General features: G+C 69.6%; 26 protein-coding genes. 15 read left to right on the top strand and 11 right to left on the bottom strand.

What is annotated here, in order from left to right; translation table 11 throughout:
- Positions 1-5 precede the first annotated feature (5 nt).
- Positions 6-452 carry an NUDIX domain-containing protein gene (locus ACRSBM_RS06890; RefSeq protein ID WP_434440778.1) on the top strand — a complete coding sequence of 149 codons (447 nt, stop codon included), beginning with the start codon at positions 6-8 and terminating at the stop codon, positions 450-452.
- Here ACRSBM_RS06890 and ACRSBM_RS06885 read toward each other — a convergent pair.
- The 3 genes from ACRSBM_RS06885 to ACRSBM_RS06875 all read right to left on the bottom strand — a co-directional run bounded on the left by ACRSBM_RS06885 (position 439) and on the right by ACRSBM_RS06875 (position 3,153).
- Positions 439-1,584, bottom strand: coding sequence for an endonuclease (locus tag ACRSBM_RS06885; RefSeq protein WP_434440777.1), 1,146 nt, complete (start codon positions 1,582-1,584; stop codon positions 439-441). The genes ACRSBM_RS06890 and ACRSBM_RS06885 overlap by 14 nt on opposite strands.
- 71 nt (positions 1,585-1,655) lie before the next feature.
- Positions 1,656-2,570 carry an NADP-dependent oxidoreductase gene (locus tag ACRSBM_RS06880; protein WP_434440776.1) on the bottom strand — a complete coding sequence of 305 codons (915 nt, stop codon included), beginning with the start codon at positions 2,568-2,570 and terminating at the stop codon, positions 1,656-1,658.
- Positions 2,571-2,649: 79 nt separating this feature from the next.
- Positions 2,650-3,153, bottom strand: coding sequence for a DinB family protein (locus tag ACRSBM_RS06875; RefSeq protein ID WP_434440774.1), 504 nt, complete (start codon positions 3,151-3,153; stop codon positions 2,650-2,652).
- Between the two features lie 119 nt (positions 3,154-3,272).
- On the opposite strand from ACRSBM_RS06875, the gene ACRSBM_RS06870 reads away from it, so the two are divergent.
- Positions 3,273-4,415 (top strand): cysteine desulfurase-like protein, encoded by a 1,143-nt coding sequence (locus ACRSBM_RS06870; protein WP_434440772.1) that lies wholly within the window; start codon positions 3,273-3,275, stop codon positions 4,413-4,415.
- On the opposite strand, the gene ACRSBM_RS06865 is transcribed toward ACRSBM_RS06870, so the two are convergent.
- Positions 4,408-6,009 (bottom strand): hypothetical protein, encoded by a 1,602-nt coding sequence (locus ACRSBM_RS06865; RefSeq protein WP_434440770.1) that lies wholly within the window; start codon positions 6,007-6,009, stop codon positions 4,408-4,410. The genes ACRSBM_RS06870 and ACRSBM_RS06865 overlap by 8 nt on opposite strands.
- Before the next feature lie 92 nt (positions 6,010-6,101).
- Between ACRSBM_RS06865 and ACRSBM_RS06860 the strand changes: the two genes are divergently transcribed.
- The gene (locus ACRSBM_RS06860) at positions 6,102-6,287 is read left to right on the top strand and encodes a hypothetical protein (RefSeq protein ID WP_434440768.1); all 186 of its coding nucleotides are present in this window, start codon (positions 6,102-6,104) and stop codon (positions 6,285-6,287) included.
- Positions 6,274-7,200, top strand: coding sequence for a YihY/virulence factor BrkB family protein (locus ACRSBM_RS06855; protein WP_434440767.1), 927 nt, complete (start codon positions 6,274-6,276; stop codon positions 7,198-7,200). The genes ACRSBM_RS06860 and ACRSBM_RS06855 overlap by 14 nt, the downstream gene beginning before the upstream one ends.
- Here the strand turns inward: ACRSBM_RS06855 and ACRSBM_RS06850 are convergent.
- Positions 7,171-7,536, bottom strand: a complete 366-nt coding sequence (locus ACRSBM_RS06850) for a hypothetical protein (RefSeq protein WP_434440765.1) — start codon at positions 7,534-7,536, stop codon at positions 7,171-7,173. The genes ACRSBM_RS06855 and ACRSBM_RS06850 overlap by 30 nt on opposite strands.
- A 312-nt stretch (positions 7,537-7,848) precedes the next feature.
- Between ACRSBM_RS06850 and ACRSBM_RS06845 the strand changes: the two genes are divergently transcribed.
- From ACRSBM_RS06845 to ACRSBM_RS06835, 3 genes are all read left to right on the top strand, one after another.
- Entirely contained in the window at positions 7,849-9,312 is a 1,464-nt protein-coding gene (locus tag ACRSBM_RS06845; protein ID WP_434440763.1) for an IS4 family transposase, read from the top strand.
- Between the two features lie 192 nt (positions 9,313-9,504).
- Entirely contained in the window at positions 9,505-10,179 is a 675-nt protein-coding gene (locus ACRSBM_RS06840) for a GNAT family N-acetyltransferase (protein ID WP_434440761.1), read from the top strand.
- A 48-nt stretch (positions 10,180-10,227) separates the two neighbouring features.
- Entirely contained in the window at positions 10,228-10,983 is a 756-nt protein-coding gene (locus ACRSBM_RS06835) for an EI24 domain-containing protein (protein ID WP_434440759.1), read from the top strand.
- Positions 10,984-11,017: 34 nt separating this feature from the next.
- Here ACRSBM_RS06835 and ACRSBM_RS06830 read toward each other — a convergent pair whose 3' ends face one another.
- From ACRSBM_RS06830 to ACRSBM_RS06820, 3 genes are all read right to left on the bottom strand, one after another.
- Positions 11,018-11,419, bottom strand: coding sequence for a nuclear transport factor 2 family protein (locus ACRSBM_RS06830; RefSeq protein ID WP_434440758.1), 402 nt, complete (start codon positions 11,417-11,419; stop codon positions 11,018-11,020).
- 67 nt (positions 11,420-11,486) lie between these two features.
- On the bottom strand, positions 11,487-13,436 hold the full coding sequence (locus ACRSBM_RS06825; RefSeq protein ID WP_434440756.1) for a beta-propeller domain-containing protein: 1,950 nt from the start codon (positions 13,434-13,436) through the stop codon (positions 11,487-11,489).
- A 54-nt stretch (positions 13,437-13,490) separates the two neighbouring features.
- Entirely contained in the window at positions 13,491-14,297 is an 807-nt protein-coding gene (locus tag ACRSBM_RS06820; RefSeq protein WP_434440755.1) for a S1 family peptidase, read from the bottom strand.
- A gap of 172 nt (positions 14,298-14,469) precedes the next feature.
- Here ACRSBM_RS06820 and ACRSBM_RS06815 point away from each other — a divergent pair, with 172 nt between their 5' ends.
- From ACRSBM_RS06815 to ACRSBM_RS06800, 4 genes are all read left to right on the top strand, one after another.
- A complete protein-coding gene (locus ACRSBM_RS06815; RefSeq protein ID WP_434440754.1) occupies positions 14,470-14,844 on the top strand; it encodes an FKBP-type peptidyl-prolyl cis-trans isomerase in 375 nt (124 codons plus the stop codon).
- A gap of 137 nt (positions 14,845-14,981) precedes the next feature.
- Positions 14,982-15,515, top strand: a complete 534-nt coding sequence (locus tag ACRSBM_RS06810; protein WP_434440752.1) for a YbaB/EbfC family nucleoid-associated protein — start codon at positions 14,982-14,984, stop codon at positions 15,513-15,515.
- A gap of 34 nt (positions 15,516-15,549) precedes the next feature.
- The gene (locus ACRSBM_RS06805) at positions 15,550-15,858 is read left to right on the top strand and encodes a type VII secretion target (protein WP_434440750.1); all 309 of its coding nucleotides are present in this window, start codon (positions 15,550-15,552) and stop codon (positions 15,856-15,858) included.
- 417 nt (positions 15,859-16,275) lie between these two features.
- Positions 16,276-17,163 (top strand): hypothetical protein, encoded by an 888-nt coding sequence (locus tag ACRSBM_RS06800; protein ID WP_434440748.1) that lies wholly within the window; start codon positions 16,276-16,278, stop codon positions 17,161-17,163.
- On the opposite strand, the gene ACRSBM_RS06795 is transcribed toward ACRSBM_RS06800, so the two are convergent.
- A complete protein-coding gene (locus ACRSBM_RS06795) occupies positions 17,160-17,681 on the bottom strand; it encodes a hypothetical protein (RefSeq protein ID WP_434440746.1) in 522 nt (173 codons plus the stop codon). The genes ACRSBM_RS06800 and ACRSBM_RS06795 overlap by 4 nt on opposite strands.
- Before the next feature lie 53 nt (positions 17,682-17,734).
- On the opposite strand from ACRSBM_RS06795, the gene ACRSBM_RS06790 reads away from it, so the two are divergent.
- Positions 17,735-18,280, top strand: coding sequence for an HdeD family acid-resistance protein (locus ACRSBM_RS06790; protein WP_434440744.1), 546 nt, complete (start codon positions 17,735-17,737; stop codon positions 18,278-18,280).
- Here the strand turns inward: ACRSBM_RS06790 and ACRSBM_RS06785 are convergent.
- Complete coding sequence (locus ACRSBM_RS06785) at positions 18,222-19,391, bottom strand: glycosyltransferase 87 family protein (RefSeq protein ID WP_434440742.1); 1,170 nt, start codon at positions 19,389-19,391, stop codon at positions 18,222-18,224. The two genes, ACRSBM_RS06790 and ACRSBM_RS06785, sit on opposite strands and share 59 nt — an antisense overlap.
- A 155-nt stretch (positions 19,392-19,546) precedes the next feature.
- On the opposite strand from ACRSBM_RS06785, the gene ACRSBM_RS06780 reads away from it, so the two are divergent.
- From ACRSBM_RS06780 to ACRSBM_RS06770, 3 genes are read left to right on the top strand one after another with little or no spacing between them, the layout of a single operon-like run.
- Positions 19,547-20,131 carry a DNA-binding protein gene (locus ACRSBM_RS06780; RefSeq protein ID WP_434440741.1) on the top strand — a complete coding sequence of 195 codons (585 nt, stop codon included), beginning with the start codon at positions 19,547-19,549 and terminating at the stop codon, positions 20,129-20,131.
- 28 nt (positions 20,132-20,159) lie between these two features.
- Positions 20,160-20,816: an RES family NAD+ phosphorylase gene (locus tag ACRSBM_RS06775; RefSeq protein WP_093596775.1), complete on the top strand. Its 657-nt coding sequence runs from the start codon at positions 20,160-20,162 to the stop codon at positions 20,814-20,816.
- On the top strand, positions 20,813-21,850 hold the full coding sequence (locus ACRSBM_RS06770; protein WP_434440739.1) for a DUF6236 family protein: 1,038 nt from the start codon (positions 20,813-20,815) through the stop codon (positions 21,848-21,850). The genes ACRSBM_RS06775 and ACRSBM_RS06770 overlap by 4 nt, the downstream gene beginning before the upstream one ends.
- Here the strand turns inward: ACRSBM_RS06770 and ACRSBM_RS06765 are convergent.
- Positions 21,835-23,697 carry a S9 family peptidase gene (locus ACRSBM_RS06765; protein ID WP_434440737.1) on the bottom strand — a complete coding sequence of 621 codons (1,863 nt, stop codon included), beginning with the start codon at positions 23,695-23,697 and terminating at the stop codon, positions 21,835-21,837. The genes ACRSBM_RS06770 and ACRSBM_RS06765 overlap by 16 nt on opposite strands.

Below are 23,697 nucleotides of genomic sequence, written 5' to 3'. Positions count from 1 at the left end.
ACAGTATGAAACGGTCCGCCGGAATCCTGCTGTTCAGACGAACCACCGGGCTCGAGGTGCTGCTGGGGCACATGGGCGGCCCGTTCTGGGCCCGCAAGGACGCCGGCGCGTGGTCCGTGCCGAAGGGCGAGTACACCGAGGACGAGACGCCCGAGGTGGCCGCGCGGCGCGAGTTCACCGAGGAGCTCGGCCTGCCGGTGCCGGACGGCGAGCTGATCCCGCTCGGTGAGGCCAAGGGCTCCGGCAAGGTCATCACGGTGTGGGCGCTCGAAGGCGACCTCGACCCCGAGGCGGTCACGCCGGGAGTCTTCGAGATGGAATGGCCGCCGAAGTCGGGTCAGCTCAAGTCGTTTCCCGAGGTCGACCGCGTGCAGTGGTTCAGCGTGGAAGAGGCGAGCGCGAAGATCATCTCCGCGCAACGCCCCTTCCTCGAACGACTCACGGCCAGATAGCCGCGGCCCACTCCGGGTGGTCGATGAACGGGTTGCGGTTGCGCTGGTAGCTGTCGAAGATCACCTGGTTGCGCCGCTTTTCGAACGCGTCCGGCGGGTCCTGCAGGTGCCACTGCTTGAGCACCGACAGCTTGCCCATGTACGGCGCCGAGCCGTTGGACACGGAGTTGTTCATCTCCAGGTTCACGTAGCCGTCGTTGCCCTCGTAGCGCACGGCCATGTAGAAGATCATCCGCGCGACGTCACCCTTGACGGCGTTGCGCGGCTCGAACGAGTCGCCGTCGGCGAGGCTGCCCGGCGCCTCGCTGACCGGGGAACCACCGTTGTCGAAGTCGAGGTTGCCGCGCGCGGAGTTGACCGACACGTCCTCCGGCCGCAGGTGGTGGATGTCGGTGCCGGGACCGGTGGACGTGCCGAAGTCACCGTGCGACTTGGCCCAGACGTGCTCGCGGTTCCAGTCGTTGGCCCCACCGCCGTTGGTCGACTTCGACTGCGAACGGCCGCTGTACAGCAGGATCACGTTGCCCGAGTTGGCCGGGTCCTGGTCGGTGGCCTTCAGCGCGTCCCAGACCTGGTCGTAACTGAGCTTGGTCTGGTTGCGGATGATGCCGTTCAAGGCCGACTTCAACGCCGTACCGGTCTTGTTGCAGGCCGCCGCGTAGTAACCGGTGCAGGTCGACGGCGGTGTTGTCGTCACGGTGGTGGTGGGCGGCGGTGTTGTGCCCGCGAACGCGAACGCCGTGGACGAAGTCAGTCCCGCGTGCGAGAAGTACGCGCTCAACGAGCCCGTCACGTCGATCTGCCTGCCCAGCAGCGACGGGTTCGTGCGGAGGCCCCACGAGGCGCGGAACGCCGACGGGATCTGCACGTAGATCATGTTCGACGTGCTGGTCGTGGACGCCGAGTCGGCCAGCGCGAGCGCGTAGTCGTTCGGGTAATTCGATCGTATGACGGTGTTCGTCGCCGTGGGCTGGCCGACGACGTACCCCCTGACCGTCGCGGACGACCCGTTCTGCTGGCCGATCGCCTGGGCGACGGTCAGCGGACCAGCGGCGACAGCGGCGGTCGACCCGTACAGGCCGACCGCCGCCAGCAGAGCGACGACTAACGCAAGTGGACTCCACCGTGCCATGAGCACTCCCCGATCGTGTGGATGTTGCGCACACGATCGGTGCACATGGTCAACGACTGGTTAACGAGCGGTCACGGCAGCAGGACGACCTTGCCCGTGGTGCGCCCGGACTCGACCAGTTCGTGGGCCTTCGCGGCCTCCGCCAGCGGCACCGCGTGGTCGATCTGCACCCTGAGCTGCGGCAACGCGGCGAGATCGGCACCGGACGCGGTGACGCCGGTGAAGAGCTCGAACCGGATGCCGAGCTCGGAAGCTCGGTCAACGTCAAAACCCGGGTTGCCCGGAATGATCGACACGAGCACGCCACCGGGCTTGAGCACCGTGGCCGAACGCTCGGCGTACTCCCCGCCGACCGTGTCCAGCACGACGTCGACCGGCTCGATCTCGGTGAAGTCCTGGTTGCGGTAGTCGACGACCTCGTCCACGCCCAGCGAGCGCAGGAAGTCGTGCTTGGCCGCCGACGCCGTGCCGATCACGTAGGCGCCCCGGGCCTTGGCGATCTGCACCGCGACGTGCCCGACACCACCGGCGGCCGCGTGGACCAGCACGCGCTGACCAGCGGCCACGCCACCCCGTCCGACCAGCGCCTGCCACGCCGTCAGCGCCACCATCGGCACCGCGCCCGCCTGCTCGACGGTCAGCCACGACGGCCGCCGCACCACGTTGGCGGCGTCCACCACGGCGTACTCGGCGTAACCGCCGCCTGTGCCGGGGAAGGTCAGCAGGCCGTAGACCTCGTCGCCGGCCGCGAAGTCCCGGACACCCTCACCGGCCTGCTCGACCGTGCCCGCGACGTCCCAGCCCAGCGTGAACGGCGGCTCCCCGAGCGCGGGGAACCCGCCGGCGCGGATGTAGGTGTCGACCGGGTTCACGGCCGCCGCCCCCACCTCGACCAGCACCTGACCCGGTCCGGGCACGGGCTTCGCGACCTCGGCGACCTCCAGCACGGACGCGGCGCCAACGGTCTTCTGCGTGATGACTCGCATGATGATCCCCTTCGATGTTCTCGATGGACACCATCTTGCAGTTAGCGCCAACTTCTAGAAAGTAGGCACTTCGAGGTGCCTAGCTCTCCCGCAGATACAGATCGCGGAGCAGCGCGATCTCCGCGCCGTGGTGGATCACCTCGCGGTTGATGTGCAGCACCAGCGTCGCCATCGGTTCCTCGGCGAACGGCCCCTCCGCCGGACCGACGGCCTTCGACAGGTCGGCCGTACGCACGCCGGCCATCCACGCCTCGTAGGCGTCGTCCAGCTGCTTCAACGCCTCGTCTGCGCTCATCGCGTACTGCCACGTCGCGTAGTCGACCGGCGGACCACCGAAGTGCGAAGCCGTGCGCGCGTTGAACACACCCACGATGATGTGCGCCATCCGCCACGCGATCGTCGTCACCGGCGCGGGCTCGGGAGCCGGGTACTGCCAGTCGATCGAGTTGTCCCGACGCACGGTCCACGAGTCGGGCACGGGCTGCCAGAAGTACTCGTCGTCGGTCAGTCCCTCCAGCCGCGGCCGCAACAGCACACTCCAGTGGAACCCGAGCTGGTCCGTCAACTGCTTGTTCCAGTCCATGCGGACGACGGTAAATCCGTTTGCGGACAACCACCGTCCTGGAAGCACTACGGCCGGGCGGGTGATGACCCTACGGTTGATCCTTTCCCGATCCGCCGGTGGTCGAGCACCATGAGGGCATGGCCTACGACGTCGCAGCGGTCCGCGCCCACTTCCCCGCGTTGCGCGAGGGTGCCGCGCACTTCGACGGCCCCGGCGGCGCGCAGGTGCCCGACGTCGTCGCCGAGGCGGTCAGCCGGACACTGACCTCGGCGATCTCCAACCGCGGCAGCGTCACGGCCGCCGAGCGCCGGGCCGAGGAGGTCGTGCGGACGGCACGCCGCACGATGGCCGAGTTCCTCAACGCGGGCAGCATCGTGTTCGGGCGCAGCATGACCCAACTGACCTACGACTTCGCCCGCACGCTGTCGAAGAACTGGCGGCCCGGCGACGAGATCGTCGTGACGAGGATCGACCACGACGCGAACATCAGGCCGTGGGTGCAGGCGGCCGAGGCGGCACGGGCCACGGTGCGCTGGGCGTCGTTCGACCGCACGACCGGTGAGCTGCCCGTCGAGTCGGTGACGAAGCTGCTGTCCGACCGCACGCGCGTCGTCGCGATCACGGCGGCGTCGAACCTGCTCGGCACGCGTCCGAACATCGCGGAGATCGCACGGGCGGCGCACGAAATGGCGGCGTTCGTCTACGTCGACGGCGTGCACTACACACCGCACGTGCCGGTGGACGTCGAGGCGTTGGACGCGGACTTCTTCGTGTGCTCGCCGTACAAGTTCCTCGGCCCGCACCTCGGCGTGCTGGCGGCCGCGCCGGAGCTGCTGGAGACGTTGCGGCCGGACAAGCTGCTGCCGTCGTCCAACGCCGTGCCGGAGCGGTTCGAGCTGGGCACGCTGCCGTACGAGCTGCTGGCCGGGACGACGGCGGCGGTGGAGTTCATGCGCACGCTGGAGGGGCTGGAGGAGTACGAGCTCGGGCTGCGCCAGCAGCTGGAGACCGGACTGCGGGAGCTCGGTGTGCGCATCTACGGCAAGGCGGCCTCGCGCACGCCGACCGTGCTGTTCTCCGTCGACGGCCTCGAGCCGGCCGAGGTCTACCGCAGGCTCGGCGCCGAGGGCGTGAACGCGCCGGCCGGCCACTTCTACGCGATCGAGTGCTCGCGCTGGCTCGGTCTGGGCGACAAGGGCGCCGTGCGGGCGGGCATCGGGCCCTACACCGACGAGTCCGATGTGGACCGTCTGCTCAAGGCCGTGGCCAAGCTCAGATGAACAGGACCAGCGCGGCGTAGGCGGCCCCGGCGAACACGCTGATGTTGAGCTTGCGGGTCACCCGCTCGCCGGGGTGCTCCGCGACCAGCGACCGGGCGCGGGCCCACATCAGCTTCTCGCCGGCCTGCCGGTCGGGCAGGTGCGGGGTGGTGAGCACGTCGCCGTGCGGGCCGAACGCCAGCATGAGCTGAGGTCCGGAGCGGCGCACGCCGTGCAGTTGCGCCCACGGCACGCGATATGTCCAGACGCCGGTGTAGAGCACGACCGCGTTGTGGTCGAGGCGCAGCATCGGCTGGAACCGCGTCACCGCCGACAGCACGCACTGCACGCCGATCAGGCCGAGCACGATCAGTTCCGGGTAGTACTCGAGCGCGACCAACGCACCGGCGGCGCCGAGCAGCAGCACCACGCCCTCGCTCCGCCGCCGATCGCCCGGCCACACCGCGTGCGGCAGGTCGACCGGCGCGCCCGCGGTGACCGGTTCGCCCGGCAGGTGTGCACTGTGGACGGTGTGGCGCGGGCGGACCCGGTTCAGGGTGCTCGTCGCCACCACGTCGCCTTCCACCAGCAACGCCACCTGGCCGCCGTGGTGCCATTCCCCCGCGACGAGGACCTCGACCGGGTCGAGCTGCAGCGGCGGGTCCTCCTCGCCGCGCCACACCCGGCCGAACTGCTCGGTGTCGTGGTAGAGCGGCTCCTCCAGCCCGAGGTCGGCGAGCGTGGTGACCGTGGCGATGTCCTCCCCCTTGTAGCGCAACAGGATGCGGCGCGGGCCGACCGGGTGCGCCTGCAGGCGCAGCGCCTTCACCGGGCCGTGCCACAACGAGCGGCGGCGGCGTTCCCGCGCGGCCAGCATGATCGAGAGGAACACGGCGGCGCCGCCGAGCGTCAGCCACCACGTGACGTCCTCCGGCTCGTTCTCCATCCGCACCCACGTGCCGTCCGCGAGCACCGGCACCGGGTCGCCGACCCGGTACGACTCCGGCGCGAGCGGCTCGAACGCGGCGCGCTGCCGGTCCGGCAGCTCCACCCACACCTCGTAGGTGTCCTTGATCTCGACGACCTCGGCCTCGACGCGGCTGGCCTTGGCGACGTGCTGCTCGATCTCGTCGCTGATGAGGCCGTACTGCACGAACGTCAGGAACCCGAAGACGACCAGCAGCACGGCGACGACGCGGAGAACTCCGCGTTGCGGCGGCAGATCCGGCAGCGCGACGAGCGCCGCACCCGCCGCGTCGTGCTGGTCCGCGCGCGCCCTGACGGTCCACGCCGCCACCACCGCACACGCACCGGCGTGCAGGCCGAACGCGACGTTGGCGGCCGCGCTGCCGTCGAGCACGAGGTCCAGGACACCGAACAGCAGGCCCATGGCACAGCCCGTGAGCACACGACCGGACAACAGCAACAGCGGCGTGGCGAGCAACGGCACCACGGCGAGGGAGAACAGCGGGTCCGGCACGCAGGGTTGTGCGGTGGTGCAGGGCGCCTCGTTCCCGCTCGCGGCGAAGTAGAAGGCGACGAGCCACCCACCGACGAGTCCGACCTTGGTCACCCACCACGGAACCGCGGCCGCTTGCCAGCGCTGGACGTCCACGGAGGGATCATGACACGTCCGTTGCTCCGAACGGCGCGGTTCACCACCAACGAAACGGGTATCCGCACGTCACCCAATACGGAGGTGGACACATGCTGGCCATCATCGCCGCAGTTTCCTTCGGTTTAGCACTGATCCTGGACCTGGCGAAGGCAGCCCTCGGTGAGGTGATCACCGTCAACACGCTCGTCGTGCTCGGCTTGCTGCTGCTCGCGCTGCACCTCGCGGGAATCGGCACCAGCACCCGTTCCTTCGGATGGCGCCGTGCCCGCAGGTAAGACCGTCGACGGCCCCACCAGGTTGAACAAAGGCGCCTGGTGGGGCGTTCTCAAGCGGACCGGCAAAGAGTTCAACGACGACAACCTGACGGACTGGGCGGCCGCGCTCACCTACTACGCGGTGCTGTCGTTGTTCCCCGGGATCATCGTGCTGACGTCCGTGCTCGCGCTGCTCGGCGAGACGACGACGCAGGAGCTGATGAAGTACGTCGACCAGGTCGCGCCCGGTCAGGCCGGCGACCTGGTGAAGTCGTCCATCGAAGAGCTGCAGAAGAGCCAGAGCGCGGCCGGCCTGCTGGGCATCATCGGTCTGCTGACAGCGCTGTGGACCGCGTCGGGGTACCTCGGTGCGTTCATCCGCGCCTGCAACGCCGTGTACGACGTCGAGGAAGGCCGGCCGCTTTGGAAGACGCTGCCGCTGCGCGTCGCGCTGACGCTCGGCTCGGTGGTCGTGGTGTCGCTCACGCTCGGCGCTCTCGTGCTGACCGGCGGGATCGCGGACGCGGTCGGCAACGCGATCGGGCTCGGCGACACTGTCGTCACCGTGTGGGACATCGTGAAGTGGCCGGTCATCCTGCTGCTCGTGAGCCTGGCGTTCGCGGTGCTGTACTGGGCCGCGCCGAACGTCCGGCAGCCCGGCTTCCGGTGGGTCACGCCCGGCAGCCTGCTCGCGATCGCGCTGTGGGCGCTCGCGACCGTCGGGTTCGCGGTCTACGTGGCGAACTTCGCGTCCTACAACAAGACCTACGGCTCGCTCGGTGGCGTGATCGTCTTCCTGGTGTGGCTGTGGATCTCGAACATCGCCGTGCTGCTCGGTGCCGAGCTCGACGCGGAACTGGAGCGCGGCAGGCGGATCGCACAGGGCGCCACGGAGCAGGAAGCCTCACCCGAGCCGCGTGATCTCCCCGGGTAGGTCGGCCTCGACCGCGGTCCAGACCCCGTCCGGGCCCGCCTCGATGCGCTCGCTCGTGTCGCCGGGGACGAGGACCCACAGCTGGTCCTTCTTGGACAGCCACACCACGCCGATGCCGTCGGAGCGCGAACTCGTGGCGTACTCGTATGACTTGCGGAACACGTCACCGCCGTTGCGGTCGGTCACCCGCACCTCGCTCGCGCTCTCGGCGTGCGCGACGAAGTTCCCGCTCGGCGACGACTTGGGCGCGCCGGGTCTCGCGAACCGGTCCTCGCCGTCGCCGCCGCACCCGGTCAGGACCACGGCCAGGGCGACGACCGCCGCCAGGGCCCTCATGACCGCTCATTGCGGGAAATGCCGTGCGTCATACCGCCAAAGGTAGCCAGTGGTGTGGCCCGGAACGTTGGCTGGGTAATTCACGCTCAGCAGGGCACCTCGCGGCACCGCCCCCACGCCCCCGTACAACCAATGCCTGGAACTTAAGGCTGGGTGGCGGAGGGCGTTGATCACGGTTCGGCTGTGATCAGTGTGGCTGCCTGAACAGGCAACGAGGCTCCGGCTAGGACTGGTGATTGTCGAAGTCAGCAGTCTGGGCCAGGAGCCTCGTTGTCTGTTCATGCTGCCATGCCCTCAGGGTGGTCCTCGCCGGTGGGGCGGTTGTTGTCCCGGTCCGCGCTAGGCCTGTTGTCGTGCGTCCTGCCACCGGCGTTGGTCGATGAGGCATTGGCGGTGTCGGGCCGCGACGAGCGACGGTTCCGGGCGTTGCCATCGCGGCTGGGCGTGTACTTCGTGCTCGCGTTATGCCTGCTGCGCACCAAGTCGGCAGCCACAACGATCAAGGCGATGTTCCCGCTCGACGGTCTGGTCCGGTTATCGGTGCGGGGTTGGCGGCTGCCGTCGAGCACGGCGTTGACCGCGCTGCGGGACCGGATCGGCGTGGTGCCGTTTCAACTGTTGTTCGGCGCGCTTGTCCAGGCGATACCGGCCCCAGTCCGACCGTGGTCGCATGCGTTCGGGTTGCTGGTGTGTGCCTGGGACGGCACCGAGATCGAGCTGGCCGACACCACCGCCAACCGCGAGCACTTCCCGCCCCATCAACGCAAAGGCGTCTTCCACGGACTGCCCAAGACACGGGTTCTGGTGCTGCTGGCCTGCGGCGGACGCCGTCTGCTGGGTGCGGCCACCGGGCGGGTCGCCCGCAGCGAGAGATTCCTGGCCGGGCAGCTCATCGAGCGGCTGCGCGCCGGGATGCTGCTGCTGGCCGACCGCGGCTTTCTCAGCCACGCGTTGTGGACCGCGTGCCGGGCCCGCGGCACGCATCTGTTGTGGCGGGCCAAGCTGGACAAGCCGATTCTGCCGGTGCGGCAGGCACTGCCGGACGGATCGTGGCTGTCCGTGCTCCACGACCCCGACGACGCCCGCAACTGGCGGCGCAACGTGCGCCGCAACAAGCAACACGGACACCGCCCGCCCACGCCCCGTCCGATCAAGGGCATCGTGGTGCGGGTGGTCGAGGCGCTGATCACCGTCACCGCCGACGGCGAGACCCGCACCGAGAAATACCGGCTGGTCACCAGCCTGCTCGACCCCGCCACCGCCCCCGCGGACCAGCTGGTGGCCCTCTACGCCCGCCGGTGGGCCGCCGAGACCGGCATCGGCGAGATCAAAACCGTGCTGCTGGCCAAGCGAGCACTACGCGGCCAGACCCCGATCCGCGCCCAGCAAGAACTATGGGCCACCCTGGTCGTCCACCAGGCCATCCGGCTACTGATCGGCCACGCCGCACTCACCCACGACCTGGACCCGTCCCGGATCTCCTTCACCGCCGCCCGTGACACCGTCGAGCACGCGATCACTACCACGCCCGCCGACGCCGCCAGACACCTCGCCTGGGCAGTACACGACCTGAGCCGGCAGCTGGTCACCGTCCACACCCACCACCGGATCTTCCCCCGCGCGCTCAAGAACACCTACGCGCGATACCCGTGGCGCGGGAAGACCCGGCAGCTGACCAGCAACAACGCCAGCTACCAGATCCAGGTACTCCCCACAACGACTTCAACAACAGCTACCACGCACCCGCCAACCACAAGCAGCCCCAGAACCGCTTAAGTTCCAGGCATTGCCCGTACAACCAGTACGACGACGTGGGGGCGGCACCACGATGCACCCGTCTGACCGCGAATTCGCCTGGCAACGTTCCGAGCCACACCACTAGCGTGATCTTCTATGCGGAGTGTTCTGGAAGAGTTTTACGACTCTGTGCCCCGACCGGGATCTCGCGTTGAGGAACACGGCGAGCTGGTGCTGTTCCTGCAGGCGGGCGACGGCTACCCCTACTACGCGCGGCCCCGGTTCCCCGGCGGGAACCCGAGCCTCGACGACGTGCTGAAGGTGCGCGAGCGGCAGCGCGAACTCGGTGTGCCCGAAGCGTTCGAGTGGGTGCACGAGACGACTCCCGGCCTCCTCGACGTCGCGATCGAGGCGGGCTTGGAGGTGCTCCAAGCTCCGTTGATGGTCCTCGACCCCGAGAAGCTGCCGGAACCGCACCCGCACGTGCGCGTGCTCGGCCCGCGGCCCGCCGAGGTGTCGGTGGTGGCACAGCTGGCGTTCTCGACGCCGGGCACCGCGACGGGCGAGGCAGGCACGGCGGAACGGGACGCGGCGCTCGCGACGGCCACCCCGGCGGACACCCGGCACCGGCACGCGGTGGCCGACCTGCCGGGCGAGGGCGTGCTGGCGGTGGGCACCGCGCAACGGGCGGGCGACGTCGTGGAGATCGTGGGCATCGGCACACTCCCGGCCGCACGGCGGCGTGGTCTCGGTGCCGCGGTCACCGCCGAACTGGCGCGCGACGCCCTGGACCGGGGCGCCGAGCTGGTGTTCCTGTCCGCGGGGAGCCTGGACGTCGCGCGGGTGTACGAGCGCGTGGGGTTCCGCCGGATCGGAACGGCCTGCATCGCCGCACCGGCCGAGTAGTTCCCGGACCTCGCAGCGGCCCGATCCCGCACCGACTATCCTGCGCGCGTGATCAAGGACTTCGGTGCCGGTGTCGCTCTGCTGCTGCGCGGGTTCAAGCTGGTGTTCAGCTCGCCCAAGCGCGTGCTGGTCGGGGCGTTGCCCGCGGTCATCACCGCCGCGCTGATGATCACCGGCTGGGTGTTCCTGCTCACCAGCATCGACTCGATCGCCGGGTGGCTGACGGGCTTCGCCGACTCGTGGAGCGAGACCTGGCGCAACGTCGTCGAGGTCGCCGTCGGGATCTCGGTGATCGCGGCCCTGCTCGGCCTGAGCGTGCTGCTGTTCACCGCGATCACGCTGATGATCGGCGGCCCGTTCTACGAGTACATCTCCGAAGAGGTCGAGGACGAGCTCGGCGGCGTGCCGGAGGCAGAGCAGGTCGGCTGGTGGCGCGGGTTCCTGGTCGGACTGCGCAGCACGCTCCTGCTGGTCGGCACGTCGATCCTGTTCGCGATCCCGCTGTTCGTCTGCGGGTTCATCCCGGTCGTCGGGCAGACCGTCGTGCCGGTGCTGGCGGTGTGCATCAACGGCTACCTGCTCGGCATCGAGCTGACCGGCATCCCGTTCACGCGGCGCGGCCGGACGTTCAAGCAGCGCAGGCAGATCCTCGCGACGCGCCGGGCGATGGTGCTCGGGTTCGCCGTGCCCACCTACCTGCTGTGCCTGATCCCGCTGGCCGCGATGATCGTGATCCCGGCGGCGATGGCAGGCGGCACGGTGTTGTCGCACCGCCTGCTCACCGCTGATCGTTCCGCTGCCTGAAGCACCTGCGAACTGGTTGTCGCCAACAGATCGCTCACCCGGAGAACGCGGCGAGAGCGCGGGCCGTGTCGATGTACTCGCGTGCTGCGACGATCTTGCCGTCCGCCAGTTCGAACGCGAAGTGATACACCTGATCGAGGCTCTTCCCGTTGACGAGGAGTGCGTTCGACGTCGCCTCCACTGACGCGTTCGCTTCATCGGCGATCACGCTGGTCACCGACATGTGTATCCCACTGGGAAGCGAGTCGTGAAACCTCTTCATGTGTTCGATGAACGCGGGCTTCGACATGTCACCGGAGACCGGGAAAGTGGCAGCGTCGGTCATGACGGTCCACACGGCTTCCTCGTGCAGAAGGTCAAAGGCGTCGGGGCTGCCGTTCGTTCCCAGACCCTCGACCAGCTTGGTGACGGACTCCTTGTTCTGGTCGATCGTCATGCTTCTCCCCATCGCTCATCGTTGATCAACGATATCGCCCGTCCGAGAGCACGACCGAGCTGCGGCCTCAGAACGGCAGCCAGGCCTGCTGCGCCAGACCGTTGCGCGCGTTGACCTGCACGCCCGCGCTGGAGATCGACCACAGCTGGTCGCCGATCACGATCGTGCGCCGCTGACCGCCGCCGTGGTTCTGGCTGGACGGCTCGACGATCCTGCCGCTCTCGCGCAACTGGTCGCCGTCGACGCGCAGCACCAGCGACGAGACCTCGTGGTAGGTCTTGTAGGCCGACACGGGGATCACGAGCGTGCCGTCCTGCGGCCAGTACAGGAACGCGTGCGGGTCGAACTGCGCCTCGGAGGTGGACCCCGGCAGGTGGTACTGCGCAAGTCGCCGCGGTGACGCGGGATCGCGCACGTCGAACAGCGACACCTGCGTGCCGGTCGTCCTGCCCTGCTCGGTCGCCTCCTGGCCGACGCCGATCAGCTTCCCGTCACCCGCCGGGTGCAGGTAGGCGGAGAAGCCGGTGATCTTCAGCTCGCCCGTCACCCTGGGCTGCCGGGGATCGCTGAGATCGAGCGTGTAGAGCGGGTCGGTCTGGCGGAACGTGACGACGTAGCCCATCGTGCCGATGAACCGGACGCTGTAGATCCGCTCGCCCTTGCCCAGCCCGCCGACCTGGCCGACCCTGGCGAGCTGGTTGCCCTCGCGCCGCAGCGTCGTGACGAAGCTTTCCGAAGGCTGCTGTTGTTGTTGCGGCGCGATGTCGGCCGGCATGCGCCAGCAGCACCGGGTCTCGGTGCCGGTCGTCGTGGCGACGCGGAGAACGCCGTCGTGCTCGGACAACGAGTACTGGTTCAGCAGCGTGCCGCCGACGTCACCGGACGCGACGTGCTTCGGCGGACCCGCCTGGCTGATGTCGAACTGGTGGATCGCCGTGGTGATCTGGCGCTGGACCGGTGGCCTGGCAGGAAGTTCGGGCACCAGGCGGTGGTCGTCGGCGATGTAGAGGTTGCGGTCGGTGCCGTAGACGGTATCGCCGTCGGCCATGATCGAAACCGGCTGGCCGGTGCCGAGCGCGCCGGAGAGCTCGAACGTCAGCACGGTCAGCATCGACGTCGCCGAGTGCACGACCGGGTGGCTGATGTTCTCGCAGCCCACCAGGGATCCGCTCGACTTCGCGCCGTTCTCGGTCAGCTCGTAGCGCGGCAGCCACGACGCGATCGGCTCGGTCCGCAGGATCTCCTTGTTGCGGCGCAACGCTCCCGCTTCGTTGGTCGTCTGGTCCGGGTACACCCACGGCATGCGCGGCTGCGAGCGGACGACGACACGCGCGGTGCCGCCGATCTGGCGGGCGTCGAGGTAGAAGCCGTCGGTCTTGAGGCTGCCGATCTCCTTGAACTCCTTGAGGTCCACCAGGACGAGCTCGGTGCCGGCGTACTGCGCGTACGACGGCCGGCCGGGCGGCAGCACCGGTTTCTCGAACGGAACCGGGTTGTCGGTGACCACGAGCGCGCGGTCGCCGGAGACGAGCAACTGGCTGGCGCGGCGCTCACCGAGGTCGATCGTGCGCGTGACGGCCTTGCTCGCGACGTCGATCACGCGCAGCTTGCCGTCGGCCACGGAGACGACACGTTTTCCGTCCGTCTTCACGATGTCCGGCTCGTCGACGCCCTGCTCGTGGACGTTCGTCGTCGAGTGCTCCTGCTGCTGCGCGGGCGGCGTGGCGGCTTTCGCTTCGGGCACGCTCCTCTGCGCGACGCCCGCGCTCGTGTCGGACGCCGAGCTCTCCGTGGTGAAGAGCTGCGGTGAGCCGAGGCCGTACGCGCTGACGTACGGGGCCATGGCGCGGCGCAGTTCGGTCAGTGCGTTGTCGCACGAGTCGAACGCGACGAGACGCACCGGCCCGTGGTCCACGACCGGTGGTGGTGTGAGGGTTTCGTCCCGCACCGCGGAGCTCACGCACACTCCGGCGACGGCCAGCACGGCGGCGCCGGCCAACAGCTTTCTGCCGTTCATGCCACCAGGACGTAAAAAGTGCCGGGAAGGGTTGCTCGCCCTTCCCGGCCGTTCCTACAGCTGGGCCTGGATCTGCGTCGCGTAGGCCGAGACGCGGGCGTAGACGCCGGGGTAACCGGCGGCCGCGCAACCCTCACCCCACGACGTGATGCCGATCAGCTTGCCACCGGCCACGAGCGGGCCACCGGAGTCGCCCTGACAGGTGTCGGTGCCGCCCTGCGCGTAGCCGGCGCACACCATGTGCGTGGCGTTGAAGTCGCTGCCGTACGAGCCGGAGCAGCTCGAGTTGCTCGTCAGCGGCACGGTGGCCCTGAGCAGGTAGCGCGAGGACGAACCGCCGGACGAGGTGGTGCCCCAGCCGAGGATCGTCGAGCTGGTGCCCGCGGCGTACAGCGCGCTGTCCGCCGAGGTGGCGAACGGAATGGGGGTCTGCGACAGGTTGCGGTCGAGCGTGAGCACCGAGACGTCGTAGCCGCGGGTCACGTCGCGGTAGCTCGGGTGGATCCAGATCCGCGTGACGCGGGCGACGGTGCCCGCGGTGGAGTTCTTGTCGTCGCGGCCGGCGACGACGCGGACGGCGGACGCCGAGTCGCCCTTGGTGCAGTGCGCGGCGGTGACGACCTTGTCGGGAGCGACGAGAGTGCCGCCGCAGTACTGGAAGCCGCTGCTCGTGGCGAGGTAGACGACCCAGGGGTAGGTGGACGTGCTCGCGCGCGTGCCGCCCACGATCTGGGTGCCGAGCTCACCGTCGGCCGTCGGAGCCGGATCTGCTTCGGCCACGCTCACGCACGCCATCGACAGCGTCGCCGCCGCCAGTGCCGCACCGAGTAGTGACCGGAGGCGGTGCAGGGTTGCCGCCATGGGGGTCTCCTTCTTCTGTTGTGTCCTCCGGCTGCAGGAGCCGTTGGTCATCAAAGAAAGACATGGGTGCACCAGGACCGGCAAGGGCTGGTCCGCGTAGGCCATTCGGCCGCGCACGCGCGCGCGTGATTGGATCGACCGCGAACAACCCCGTTCCGAGAGGAAGTCTGTGATGGCCCCCACGAAGCCTGAGGTCGACCCGCACGACGGCCCGGCGCCCACCGACCTGCTGATCGAGGACATCACCGTCGGCGACGGCGCGGAGGCCACGGCCGGGCAGTTCGTGTCCGTGCACTACGTCGGTGTCTCGCACTCGACGGGCGAGCAGTTCGACGCCTCGTGGGACCGCGGCGAGGCGTTCCAGTTCCCGCTCGGCGGCGGCCGCGTCATCGCGGGCTGGGACCAGGGCGTCCAGGGCATGAAGGTCGGTGGCCGTCGCAAGCTGGTCATCCCGCCGCACCTGGGCTATGGCGCGCGCGGCGCCGGTGGCGTGATCAAGCCCAACGAGACGCTGATCTTCGTCGTCGACCTGCTCGGCGTGAACTAGGGCCTGGCGGCGTCCCGCTGGTCCGATCAGTGGGACGCCGCTGGTCCGTTCAGCCGATTTGACCCCGGGCTGGAACGGGATCGGGTCCGGCTGCGTCATCCTTTGAGTCCGCCGCCGCTTGTGGGAGGGAAACACCGGTGCCCGAGGACATCGCCGGATCCGAGCAGATGCTCGCGAACTGGAACCAGAAGATCCAGGACCGCGCCGCCCGCTACCAGGAGATGGCGACCCGCGTGCAGGGGATGACGATCTCCGAGCGGTCGCAGGACGGTTCCATCGAGATCCTGGTCGGGTCCAACGGGATCCTGCAGAACCTCGTGATCAACGAGTCGGCCGCCGGCAAGCGCATGTCCGAGATCAGCGGCGAGATCATGAAGCTGCTGCAGCGCGCCCAGTCCCGGATCCCCGAACTGCTGCAGAACGCGATGGCCGAGACCATCGGCACGCAGGACGAGACGGCCAACGTGCTGTTCAACGAGGCCAAGAAGAACTTCCCGGCGCCGCCGGCCGAAGAGCCGACGCGCACGCCGTACGACCGCAACGAGATGAGCTTCCGGGTGGAGGACGAGGCCCCGCCACCCGCCCGCCCGACGCCACCGCCGCCTCCCCCGCGCCGCCGCCCGCCGTCGGACGATGACGACGACTTCGGCGGGCAGTCCGTGCTCTCCTGATCTCCTGTCCGCTGCTCGAACTTGAGGGGGTTCGATGACCGCCGGTGGTTTCAACGTCACGTCGGACGTGCTGGAAGCGCACGCCAAGACCTTGGAGGGCCTCCAAGGACGGCTGCAAGCGACAGTGGACGCGGCGAACACCGTGTCGATGCCGACCGACGCGTACGGCATCATCTGCCAGCCGTTCCGGATGCTGCTCGACCCCGTCGAGCAGTGGGGCATGGACGCACTGAAGGGCGCCGCGGAGGCGATGGACGCCACCTCGAAGAAGATCACCGAGACCGCCAAGCACTACCAGGCGATCGAGGACCAGATCACCCAGACCTTCACGGGTGGAGTCTGATCGTCATCCCCGAATCCGCTGCCCGCCGAGCCCGGAGGTTCGGTCTGCTCGGCGGCGTGAACCGGAACTGGCACCCGAACGGGCAACTCGCGCTCGAAACCGAGTTCGACGACCAAGGCACGCTGACGTACGAACACGTCGCCTGAGCCGACGCCGGCGAGTGGCGGTGGTGGCGTCCCCCACGGCCGGCTCGCCGAGCAGCGGACGATCAACCGCCGGGAATTGGACCTGCGCGCGGTGCTCGACGGGCATGACGTGCGCGAACGGCGGCCCGCAGCAGGGACCACCCGGTGAAAATCACCCGGAACCACCAGGGACAGCACCCACTTGGAGTGGTGTCAAGCCCGACCGGCCCGCGCGCGTCGCGGTAGCCCGATAAGATCAGCGCGCTTTCACGGGGAGAGGGGCGAGGACCACATGAGCCAGCCGGCGACACCGCTGAGCGAGCAGGACCAGCAGCAGCTGGTGCGGCAGATCGGCCGTTCCATGCTGCCGGCCGTACCGCAGGGTTGGCAGCGCATCCGGGCCGAGTACCGCGCGGCGGGACGGCACATCGAGGTCGACCTGGCGTTCGCGGGACCCGACGGCCAGCTGCGACCGGTGCGGCCGCCGATGGACGTGGTGCAGATGTTCGGGCACCTGCGCGGCGGCATGTACCACCCGGAGCGCGGCACGTGGCTGAGTGCGACGTACGAGATCGAGGCGCCGGCGGCGTTCACGGTCGACTTCAACGCCGAGGACGAGCCGCGCTGGCGCAACGCGCCGCCGCCCATCGGCTTCCGCGACGAGCTGCAGACGTTCCCGCGGCCGGACCGGCAGATTCCGGACTGGTGGCGCCAGCGCGTCGGCCTGCCGCCGCTGCCCGCGCCCGAGCCGGAACCCCAGCAGCAGGAGTTCCAGGTTCCGCCGCAGCAGGTGGAGCAGCAGGGTGAGGGTGAGCTGCGCACGGCACGCGTGTACGACGGCAAGAACGACGACGGCCGCATCATCGTCAACCGTCAGCCGGTCGACCCGCAGCTGCTCGACGGCCTGCTCACCTACCTGGAGTCGGCGCCGGTGGTGCTGGCGGCGCGCAGCTACGACCTCGACGAGTTCTCGCAGAACGGCGAGCAGGACGTGCCGCTCAACTTCCGCACCGACGGCACCTGGATCTGGGCCGGCGCCGTGCCGCACTACCTGCGCAAGTACGGCCTCCCGCCGGAGCCCGAGCTGGTCGCGCACGCGGCCGCGCGCGGGTTCCAGGTCGCCGAGGTGAGCGACCAGACGCAGGAGCGCGCGGTGTCGATCATCACGGGCCAGAGCTAGTCCAGCGTTCGCAGGTACGCCTCTCCCCGCGGGGAGAGGCGATACCCCACCTCCAGCGACTCGGTGAGCCCCTTCGCCTTGAGCTTGCGGACGTCCGCCTTGAACGGCAGCTTCTCGCGGCCCACCGAGGCGGCCAGGTCCGCGGCCCGCACACCGGGGTTCGCCGCGATCAGCCGCAGCAACGCCACGGCCGCGCTCGAAAGCTCCAGCCCGTCCACATCGGACGACGACCGCAGCTCGACCCGCGGATCCTCCCCGACGAAACGCAGGCGGACGCGGTAGAGCGAGCCCTCTCGACCCTCCACAGAGGACATCAGCGCGACGACGGTCGGGAACCCGGCCGCCACCGCCTCGGCACGGGTCGGCCGCGACACGACGTCCACCGCGTCGATCGCCAGGACGCCCAGCGACGTCCGCAAGGTCCCGCCCGCCTTGACCGCCGGCCGTTTCCACCGCCGGAACTGCAGCGTGACCTCGCCGGACCGGATGCGCTCCCAGTCAGCCACTCGGATCAGCACCGGACGAGGGTCTCAGGTTGCCGACCTCCGCGACAGCCGAGACGATCCTGGCCATGCAACGGTGGTGGCTCTTCACGGTGCGCGGAGTGTTCGCTGTCCTGTTCGGCCTGGCCGCCCTGATCTGGCCAGGCCTCACCCTGCTGGCGCTGATCATCCTGTGGGGCGCCTACGCGCTCTTCGACGGCGCGATGATGCTCTACGCGACCCTCACCCACAAGGAGTGGCCCGCACGCTGGGCGCTCGGCCTCATCGGCGTGCTGGGCCTGGTCACGGGCTTGATCGCGTTGTTCTGGCCGGGCATCACGGCGACCGCGCTGCTGCTCCTCATCGCCGCGTGGGCGCTCGTCACCGGCGTGCTGCAGATCGTCGACGCCATCCGGCTGCGCAAGGTGATGACGAACGAGTGGTTCTACGTCGTCACCGGTGCGCTGACGGTGCTGCTCGGCATCATCCTGGTCGTGAACCCGGCCGCGGGCGCGATGGCGTTCGTGATCACCATCGGCGTCTTCGCGATCCTGTGGGGCGTGGTGCTGGTGCTGTTCAGCCTGCGGTTGAAGCAGTTCGGCGGCGCGTTCGCACCACGCGTACGGCAAGCGTGACCAGCACGGCGACCGCGACGAGCACGTAGAGGTTGCCGATCACCTGCTGCCACCACGCCCAGTTCCGCTCGACGTCGTTGTCGCGCGGGAACAGCCAGTGCGGCCCGATCGCGAACACCGCCACGATCGCCCACGACGCCCAGTGGCGGCGCAGCGCGGGACGCGCCAGCAGGACGAGCGCGGGCGCGATCCAGACCCAGTGGTGCCCCCACGACACGGGCGAGATCAGCAACCCGCCCAGCGCGACGGCGAAGAAGGCCTCGACATCGCCCAGCTTCGACGCGAGCCACCACACCGCCGCCACGACCAGCACCGCCAGCAGCAGCCACACGGCGACCTGGGCGCCGTTCTCCAGGCCGAAGCGCGCGAGCATGCCGCGAACGGCCTGGTTCGACGCGTAGGTCAGGCGTCCGACGCGGCCTGGGTCGAGCAGCGCATGCGTCCAGTACTCCTTCGCGTCACCGAACGCGATGAGGAACCCCACCAGTCCGAAGAAGAAGAACGACCCGATGGACACGAACACGGGTTTCCACTGCCGTCGCGCCACGAAGTACAACGCGAAGAACGCCGGCGTCAGCTTGATCGCGGCGGCCAGTCCGATCAGCGCGCCACGCGGCCACCAGCGGGTGCGTTCCAGCAGGCAGTCGGCCATCACCAGCACGCCCAGCAGCAGGTTGATCTGGCCGAACCACAGCGTCTCGCGCAGCGGGTCGAAGATCGACGACACCGCCGCCGCGCCCAGCCCCCACTTGACCGCGCCCGGACCCCAGCCCACCACGCGCTGGGCCGCGATCAGGCACAACGCGGTGAGCATCGCCAGGTTCGCCGCCGCCACCGCGAAGATCGCGACGCCGAGCGGGACGAGCGCCAGCAGGCTGAACAGCACCGCCGCGATCGGCGGGTAGGTGAAGGGCAGGTCCGGACCGCCGAGCGGGTTCGCGAAGCCGTCGACGTAGAGGGGCAGGTCCCGCAGGAACGCCGCACCGCCGTTGCGGTAGACGCGGAGATCGAGGGACCATCCCGGTGGGCGGAGCATGACGTAGGTGAGCGTGGCGACCATGACGGCGGCCCACGCCACCACGACCCGCTTGGCGGAGCGGTCCAGCTGCATCGTGGAATGGTATCGATGTGCCAGATGAGGCCCACGTCACGGTCTGCGCCGGGAGATCTCACGTAGCGTTATTGCGTGGCCGCGCAACGTCGGACATTACCGCTTAAGCCGTTCGTAGGGCGCACAAAAGCGCACGCACGGGATACCCTGTGCGCATGAGTCCCGCGCTGGAGACGGTGCTGGCCAAGGCCGGCCTGCAGGTGAGCCCCGACGAGTTCCTGGCCCTCGTGTCCGACGCGGCACGCAGGCTCGCCCCGCCACACCCGGAACCGGCCACCTACTTCACGCCGGACCAGCAGGCCGCCCTGAGCGACGTCGGTCTGGACCTCTCCCCGGCGGACCAGGACGACGCCCGTCCCCGTACCCGCACCGTCGTGGCGCACGCGGTGCTGCGCGACTCGGCGCTGACGGTCAACGAGGCCGCGCGCCAGCTCCAGGTCGACACGAGCCGCATCCGGCACCGGCTCGGTGTCGGCAGGCTCGTGGGCTGGAAGGACCGGGGCAGCTGGCGGCTGCCCGCGTGGCAGTTCGCGGGCAGCGGCGTACTGCCCGGCCTGGAAACCGTGCTGGCGGAGATCCCGCCGGACCAACCGGCGCTGGTAGTCGCCGCGTTCATGACCACCGACCAGGAGGACCTGCCCGTCGACGGCAAGCCCGCGACCCCGCGCGACTGGCTCCTCGCAGGAGGAGACCCCCGCCGCGTCGCCACCCTGGCCTGCGTGCTCGGCACACCTGCCTAGCCATTCCCGAACACCCGACAGGACGCGAATGTCACGGCTTCCGCAGCCGCCTGCCCCTGCCGTGCTCCAAGCACACCTGCGCCGCACCGAGGACGTGGTGGCGGTGCACCGCGCGACCCGCCTGGTGCGTGTGTTCACGGCGAAGGGCTCCCATCCCCAGCGCTGGAACACGTTCCGCTACACGGGCCCGCTCCCGCACGCCCGTTTCGACGCGCAGCAACCGGCCGACGACGGCAGCCCGGTCCAGGACCACGAGAACGGCGTCCTGTACTTCGGGCTGTCCGTGCGCACGTCGATCGCCGAGGTCTTCCAGGCGACCTCGATCGTCGACCGCCGCACCCGCAGCCCGTTCCTGGTCGTCCTCCGGCCTCGGCGCACGTTGCGGCTGTTGGACCTCGGCGGTCTGTGGCCCACCCGCGTCGGCGCGTCGCAGGAGATCTCGACCGGGCCGAAGATCGTGACGCAGGCGTGGTCGCGGGCCATCCGGGCGGCCTATCCGGAGCTGGACGGGCTCTGGTACCGGTCGTCGATGGACTCGGGCGACCCGGCGATCTGCCTGTGGGACCCGCCCGGCGCCTCCGGGCTGCCGGCCGCCCCGGACGTGTTGCTTCCTCTCGACCATCCGGGTCTGGATCTGCCGTTGGCGCGCGTGTGCGAGGAACTCAACTACACACTGCTCGGGTGAGCACGCACAACGAGATCAAGGGCGGCGTCACCGGGACGGCGACGCAGATCGGGAACCTGCACGTCGAGCAGCCGCGCAGACAGGCACGTTCGATCGCGTTCTACTACCCGAACATCCACGTCCGCGACGACACGTGGCTGAAGTACGCGGCGATGTACTGGCCGACGATCGCCCGTCTGGTCCCGCACGGATACCAGACGATGGACTCGCCCACCGCGCGCGAGTTCGTTCGTGCCGAGGTGCTGACCGAGGTGCCGCGCCCCTGGATGTTCACCGGCAGGCACGACCGCTTCTTCCCGATGGTCCTGGATCGTGCGGACGAGCTCCGCCCCCGCTACGGACTCACCCAACGCGCGGGATGGGCGGTCCGGGACGGCGGCGCCACCTCGGCCGGACCGGGAGCCGACCCGAGGCTCACCTACCTGCACGTCGGCAAGATCGGTCTCTCCGCCGTTCAAGGGCTCATCGCGAACGGTCTCGGCGAGAGCCACGGCCTCAGCTGGCTCGGCATGCACCCCGAGCTCGCCGCCGTCTACATGTGCCTGCTGGCCGACGACCTGGCCCGGTACGAGTCGCTGCACCCCCTGACCGATCAGGCGGTTCCCCACAGCGCGCTCATGACTCAGGACCTGGACCACATCACCGAGGTGCTGCTCGGCCTGCCGGCCCGTTCCTCCAGGCAGGACTCGACGCAGTCGTTCGTCACCGCCGCGGTGGACGCCGTCGTGCCCGAAGGACTGGCGGACGTCCCCGCCGAGAAGATCCTCGAGCTGCGCGAGACGTTCCCCAAGGACTTCCACCGCTTCCGCGCGCACGTCGGGGATCGCTTCACCGAGTTGAGGGCGGAAGCGACGACGGACCTGCACATCGGCGTCGCGGTCGACGAACTCGTCCGCGCCGAACTCCTGGAACTGGAGGACAAGCTCCGCTCGGTCAAACTGGTCCCGCGCCGCGTCCGCGTGTGGCTGAAGGCGGACACGGTGCGGGAGTCACCGGTCGGCTGGCTGTTCCGGGCGGGTCAGGCCCTGAGGTAGCGGCCCCACCACTCGAGCACCGCGTCGAAGCGCTGCCTGCGGTGCCGCGGCTGGCCGGACCGGGTGAGCTCGTGCCCCTCGCCGGGGAAGATCAGCATCTCGGTCTCGACGCCGCGGCGCTTCAGGGTCACGAACATGCGCTGGGCCTGTTCGAGCGGGCAGCGCCAGTCCTGCTCGGAGTGCACGACGGCGAACGGCAGGTTGATCTTCTCGGCGTAGGTCAGCGGCGACATCGCGCGCTGCGCCTCGGGATCGGTGCCGCAGTAGGCGTCGGCGAAGAAGTAGCCGATGTCGGACGAGCCGGAGAAGGAGTCCCAGGCGTTCACGGCGCGCTCGCTCCAGGCGGCCTTGAAGCGCTCGCCGTGGTGCGCGGACAGCCACGACGTCATGAAGCCGCCGTAGGAGCCGCCCATGACGCCGACTCGTTCGGAGTCGCAGTCAGGCCGAGCGAGCGCAACGTCCAAAAGGGACAGCACGTCGTCGACGTCGACGGTGCCGAACTTGCCGATCACCGCCTGACCGTGGGCCTGGCCGTAGCCCGCCGAGCCACGCGGGTTCGGCAGCACGACGGCGTACCCGGCGGTGGCGCAGACCTGGGCCTCGTCGAAGAAACCCCAGCTGTGGTACATGAACGGGCCGCCGTGCACCGCCATCACGACGGGGTGCGGGCCCTCCCCCTCTGGCAGGACCAGCCAGCCGTGCACCGGATATCCGTCCGAGGCCTCACCGGAGAGCTCGACGACGCGGCGAGCAGAGCCGACCGACGAGAACGCGGTGCGCACGCCGGTTCCGACGAACTCGACCTGGCCAGGGCTGTCCGGAGTGGACACGACAGCGACCACAGTGGACCCGTCGGAAGCGAACGACCGGACGGCGGCCTTGGAACCCGCCAGCACCTCGCCGGGCCCGCCGTCGAACGGGATTCGCTGCAGCTCCAACGCACCGCGGTTGCGCACGACCAGGAGCACGCCCGACGAGTCGGCCACCGGTTGGCCGGAAAGCCGTTCCACGTCGACGGTTTCGACGTCGGTGAGCCGGACGGGAGCCGAACCGTCCACCGGCGACTTCCACAAGCCGTGGTTGCGCGCCACCGCCTCGATCCCGGTGAACTCGGTGCCCAGCCAGTAGAGCGACCCGTTGGCCACGAACGGCATCGAGACCTCACCGGCGCCGCGGACCAGCAGCGAGGCCTCGCCGCCGGCGGCGGGGACCGTGTACAGGTCACAGTGCAGGGTCTCGGAGACGCCCAGGTCGCGCGGCGCGACGAACACCAGCGTGGAGTCGTCGAGCCAGGCCGGGTCGGAGACGTCGTACGCACCGTCGGTGACCTCGGAGACGACACCGTCCAGGTCGACGACGTGCAGGCGCGGGCGGCGGTCGGCGAGGAAGCCGACGTCGTCGACGCGGTAGTCCAGGCGCGTGATGCGGCGCGGCGCCTCGGCCTCGGGACCGTCGTCGGTCGTGCCGTAACGGCCGGCCTCGGGCACGCGGGCGACGAACGCGATCCGCGACGAGTCCGGCGACCACACCGGGGCACCGGCGCCCAGCGGCAGGTCGGTCAGCCGGCGGGGCTCGCCGCCGTCCACCGGGACGACGTAGAGCTGCGGCTTCGACTTTCCACTGACGCGCAGGAACGCGACCATCCGGCCGTCGGGAGAAATGCGCTGTGCATTGTCACGATCACCGTGCGTCCACGGTGTTGTCGTGCCGTCCGGGAACACCCGGTGCAGACCGCCCCGGTAGGTGTTCTTGTCGAGGTCGGGCGTGGTGATGCTGACCAGCACCAGGTCTCCGGACACGGCGACGGTGCCGGGCGTGGTGAGCAGCTGCAGGTCTTCAGGGCGCAC

The organism is Lentzea xerophila, assembly GCF_051094245.1.
GTDB classification, from domain to species: Bacteria; Actinomycetota; Actinomycetes; order Mycobacteriales; family Pseudonocardiaceae; genus Lentzea; species Lentzea xerophila.
This window is presented reverse-complemented; position numbering and strand designations above follow the sequence as displayed.

Excerpts from the sequence above, each read along its gene's own strand:
- ACRSBM_RS06800 (WP_434440748.1), top strand. The coding sequence starts at position 16,276 with ATGAGCCAGCCGGCGACACCGCTGAGCGAGCAGGACCAGCAGCAGCTG.
- ACRSBM_RS06880 (WP_434440776.1), bottom strand. The coding sequence starts at position 2,570 with ATGCGAGTCATCACGCAGAAGACCGTTGGCGCCGCGTCCGTGCTGGAG.
- ACRSBM_RS06780 (WP_434440741.1), top strand. The coding sequence starts at position 19,547 with ATGAGTCCCGCGCTGGAGACGGTGCTGGCCAAGGCCGGCCTGCAGGTG.
- ACRSBM_RS06805 (WP_434440750.1), top strand. The coding sequence starts at position 15,550 with ATGACCGCCGGTGGTTTCAACGTCACGTCGGACGTGCTGGAAGCGCAC.
- ACRSBM_RS06870 (WP_434440772.1), top strand. The coding sequence starts at position 3,273 with ATGGCCTACGACGTCGCAGCGGTCCGCGCCCACTTCCCCGCGTTGCGC.
- ACRSBM_RS06885 (WP_434440777.1), bottom strand. The coding sequence starts at position 1,584 with ATGGCACGGTGGAGTCCACTTGCGTTAGTCGTCGCTCTGCTGGCGGCG.
- ACRSBM_RS06820 (WP_434440755.1), bottom strand. The coding sequence starts at position 14,297 with ATGGCGGCAACCCTGCACCGCCTCCGGTCACTACTCGGTGCGGCACTG.
- ACRSBM_RS06850 (WP_434440765.1), bottom strand. The coding sequence starts at position 7,536 with ATGAGGGCCCTGGCGGCGGTCGTCGCCCTGGCCGTGGTCCTGACCGGG.
- ACRSBM_RS06830 (WP_434440758.1), bottom strand. The coding sequence starts at position 11,419 with ATGACGATCGACCAGAACAAGGAGTCCGTCACCAAGCTGGTCGAGGGT.
- ACRSBM_RS06815 (WP_434440754.1), top strand. The coding sequence starts at position 14,470 with ATGGCCCCCACGAAGCCTGAGGTCGACCCGCACGACGGCCCGGCGCCC.
- ACRSBM_RS06775 (WP_093596775.1), top strand. The coding sequence starts at position 20,160 with ATGTCACGGCTTCCGCAGCCGCCTGCCCCTGCCGTGCTCCAAGCACAC.
- ACRSBM_RS06790 (WP_434440744.1), top strand. The coding sequence starts at position 17,735 with ATGCAACGGTGGTGGCTCTTCACGGTGCGCGGAGTGTTCGCTGTCCTG.
- ACRSBM_RS06890 (WP_434440778.1), top strand. The coding sequence starts at position 6 with ATGAAACGGTCCGCCGGAATCCTGCTGTTCAGACGAACCACCGGGCTC.
- ACRSBM_RS06825 (WP_434440756.1), bottom strand. The coding sequence starts at position 13,436 with ATGAACGGCAGAAAGCTGTTGGCCGGCGCCGCCGTGCTGGCCGTCGCC.
- ACRSBM_RS06860 (WP_434440768.1), top strand. The coding sequence starts at position 6,102 with ATGCTGGCCATCATCGCCGCAGTTTCCTTCGGTTTAGCACTGATCCTG.
- ACRSBM_RS06875 (WP_434440774.1), bottom strand. The coding sequence starts at position 3,153 with ATGGACTGGAACAAGCAGTTGACGGACCAGCTCGGGTTCCACTGGAGT.
- ACRSBM_RS06785 (WP_434440742.1), bottom strand. The coding sequence starts at position 19,391 with ATGCAGCTGGACCGCTCCGCCAAGCGGGTCGTGGTGGCGTGGGCCGCC.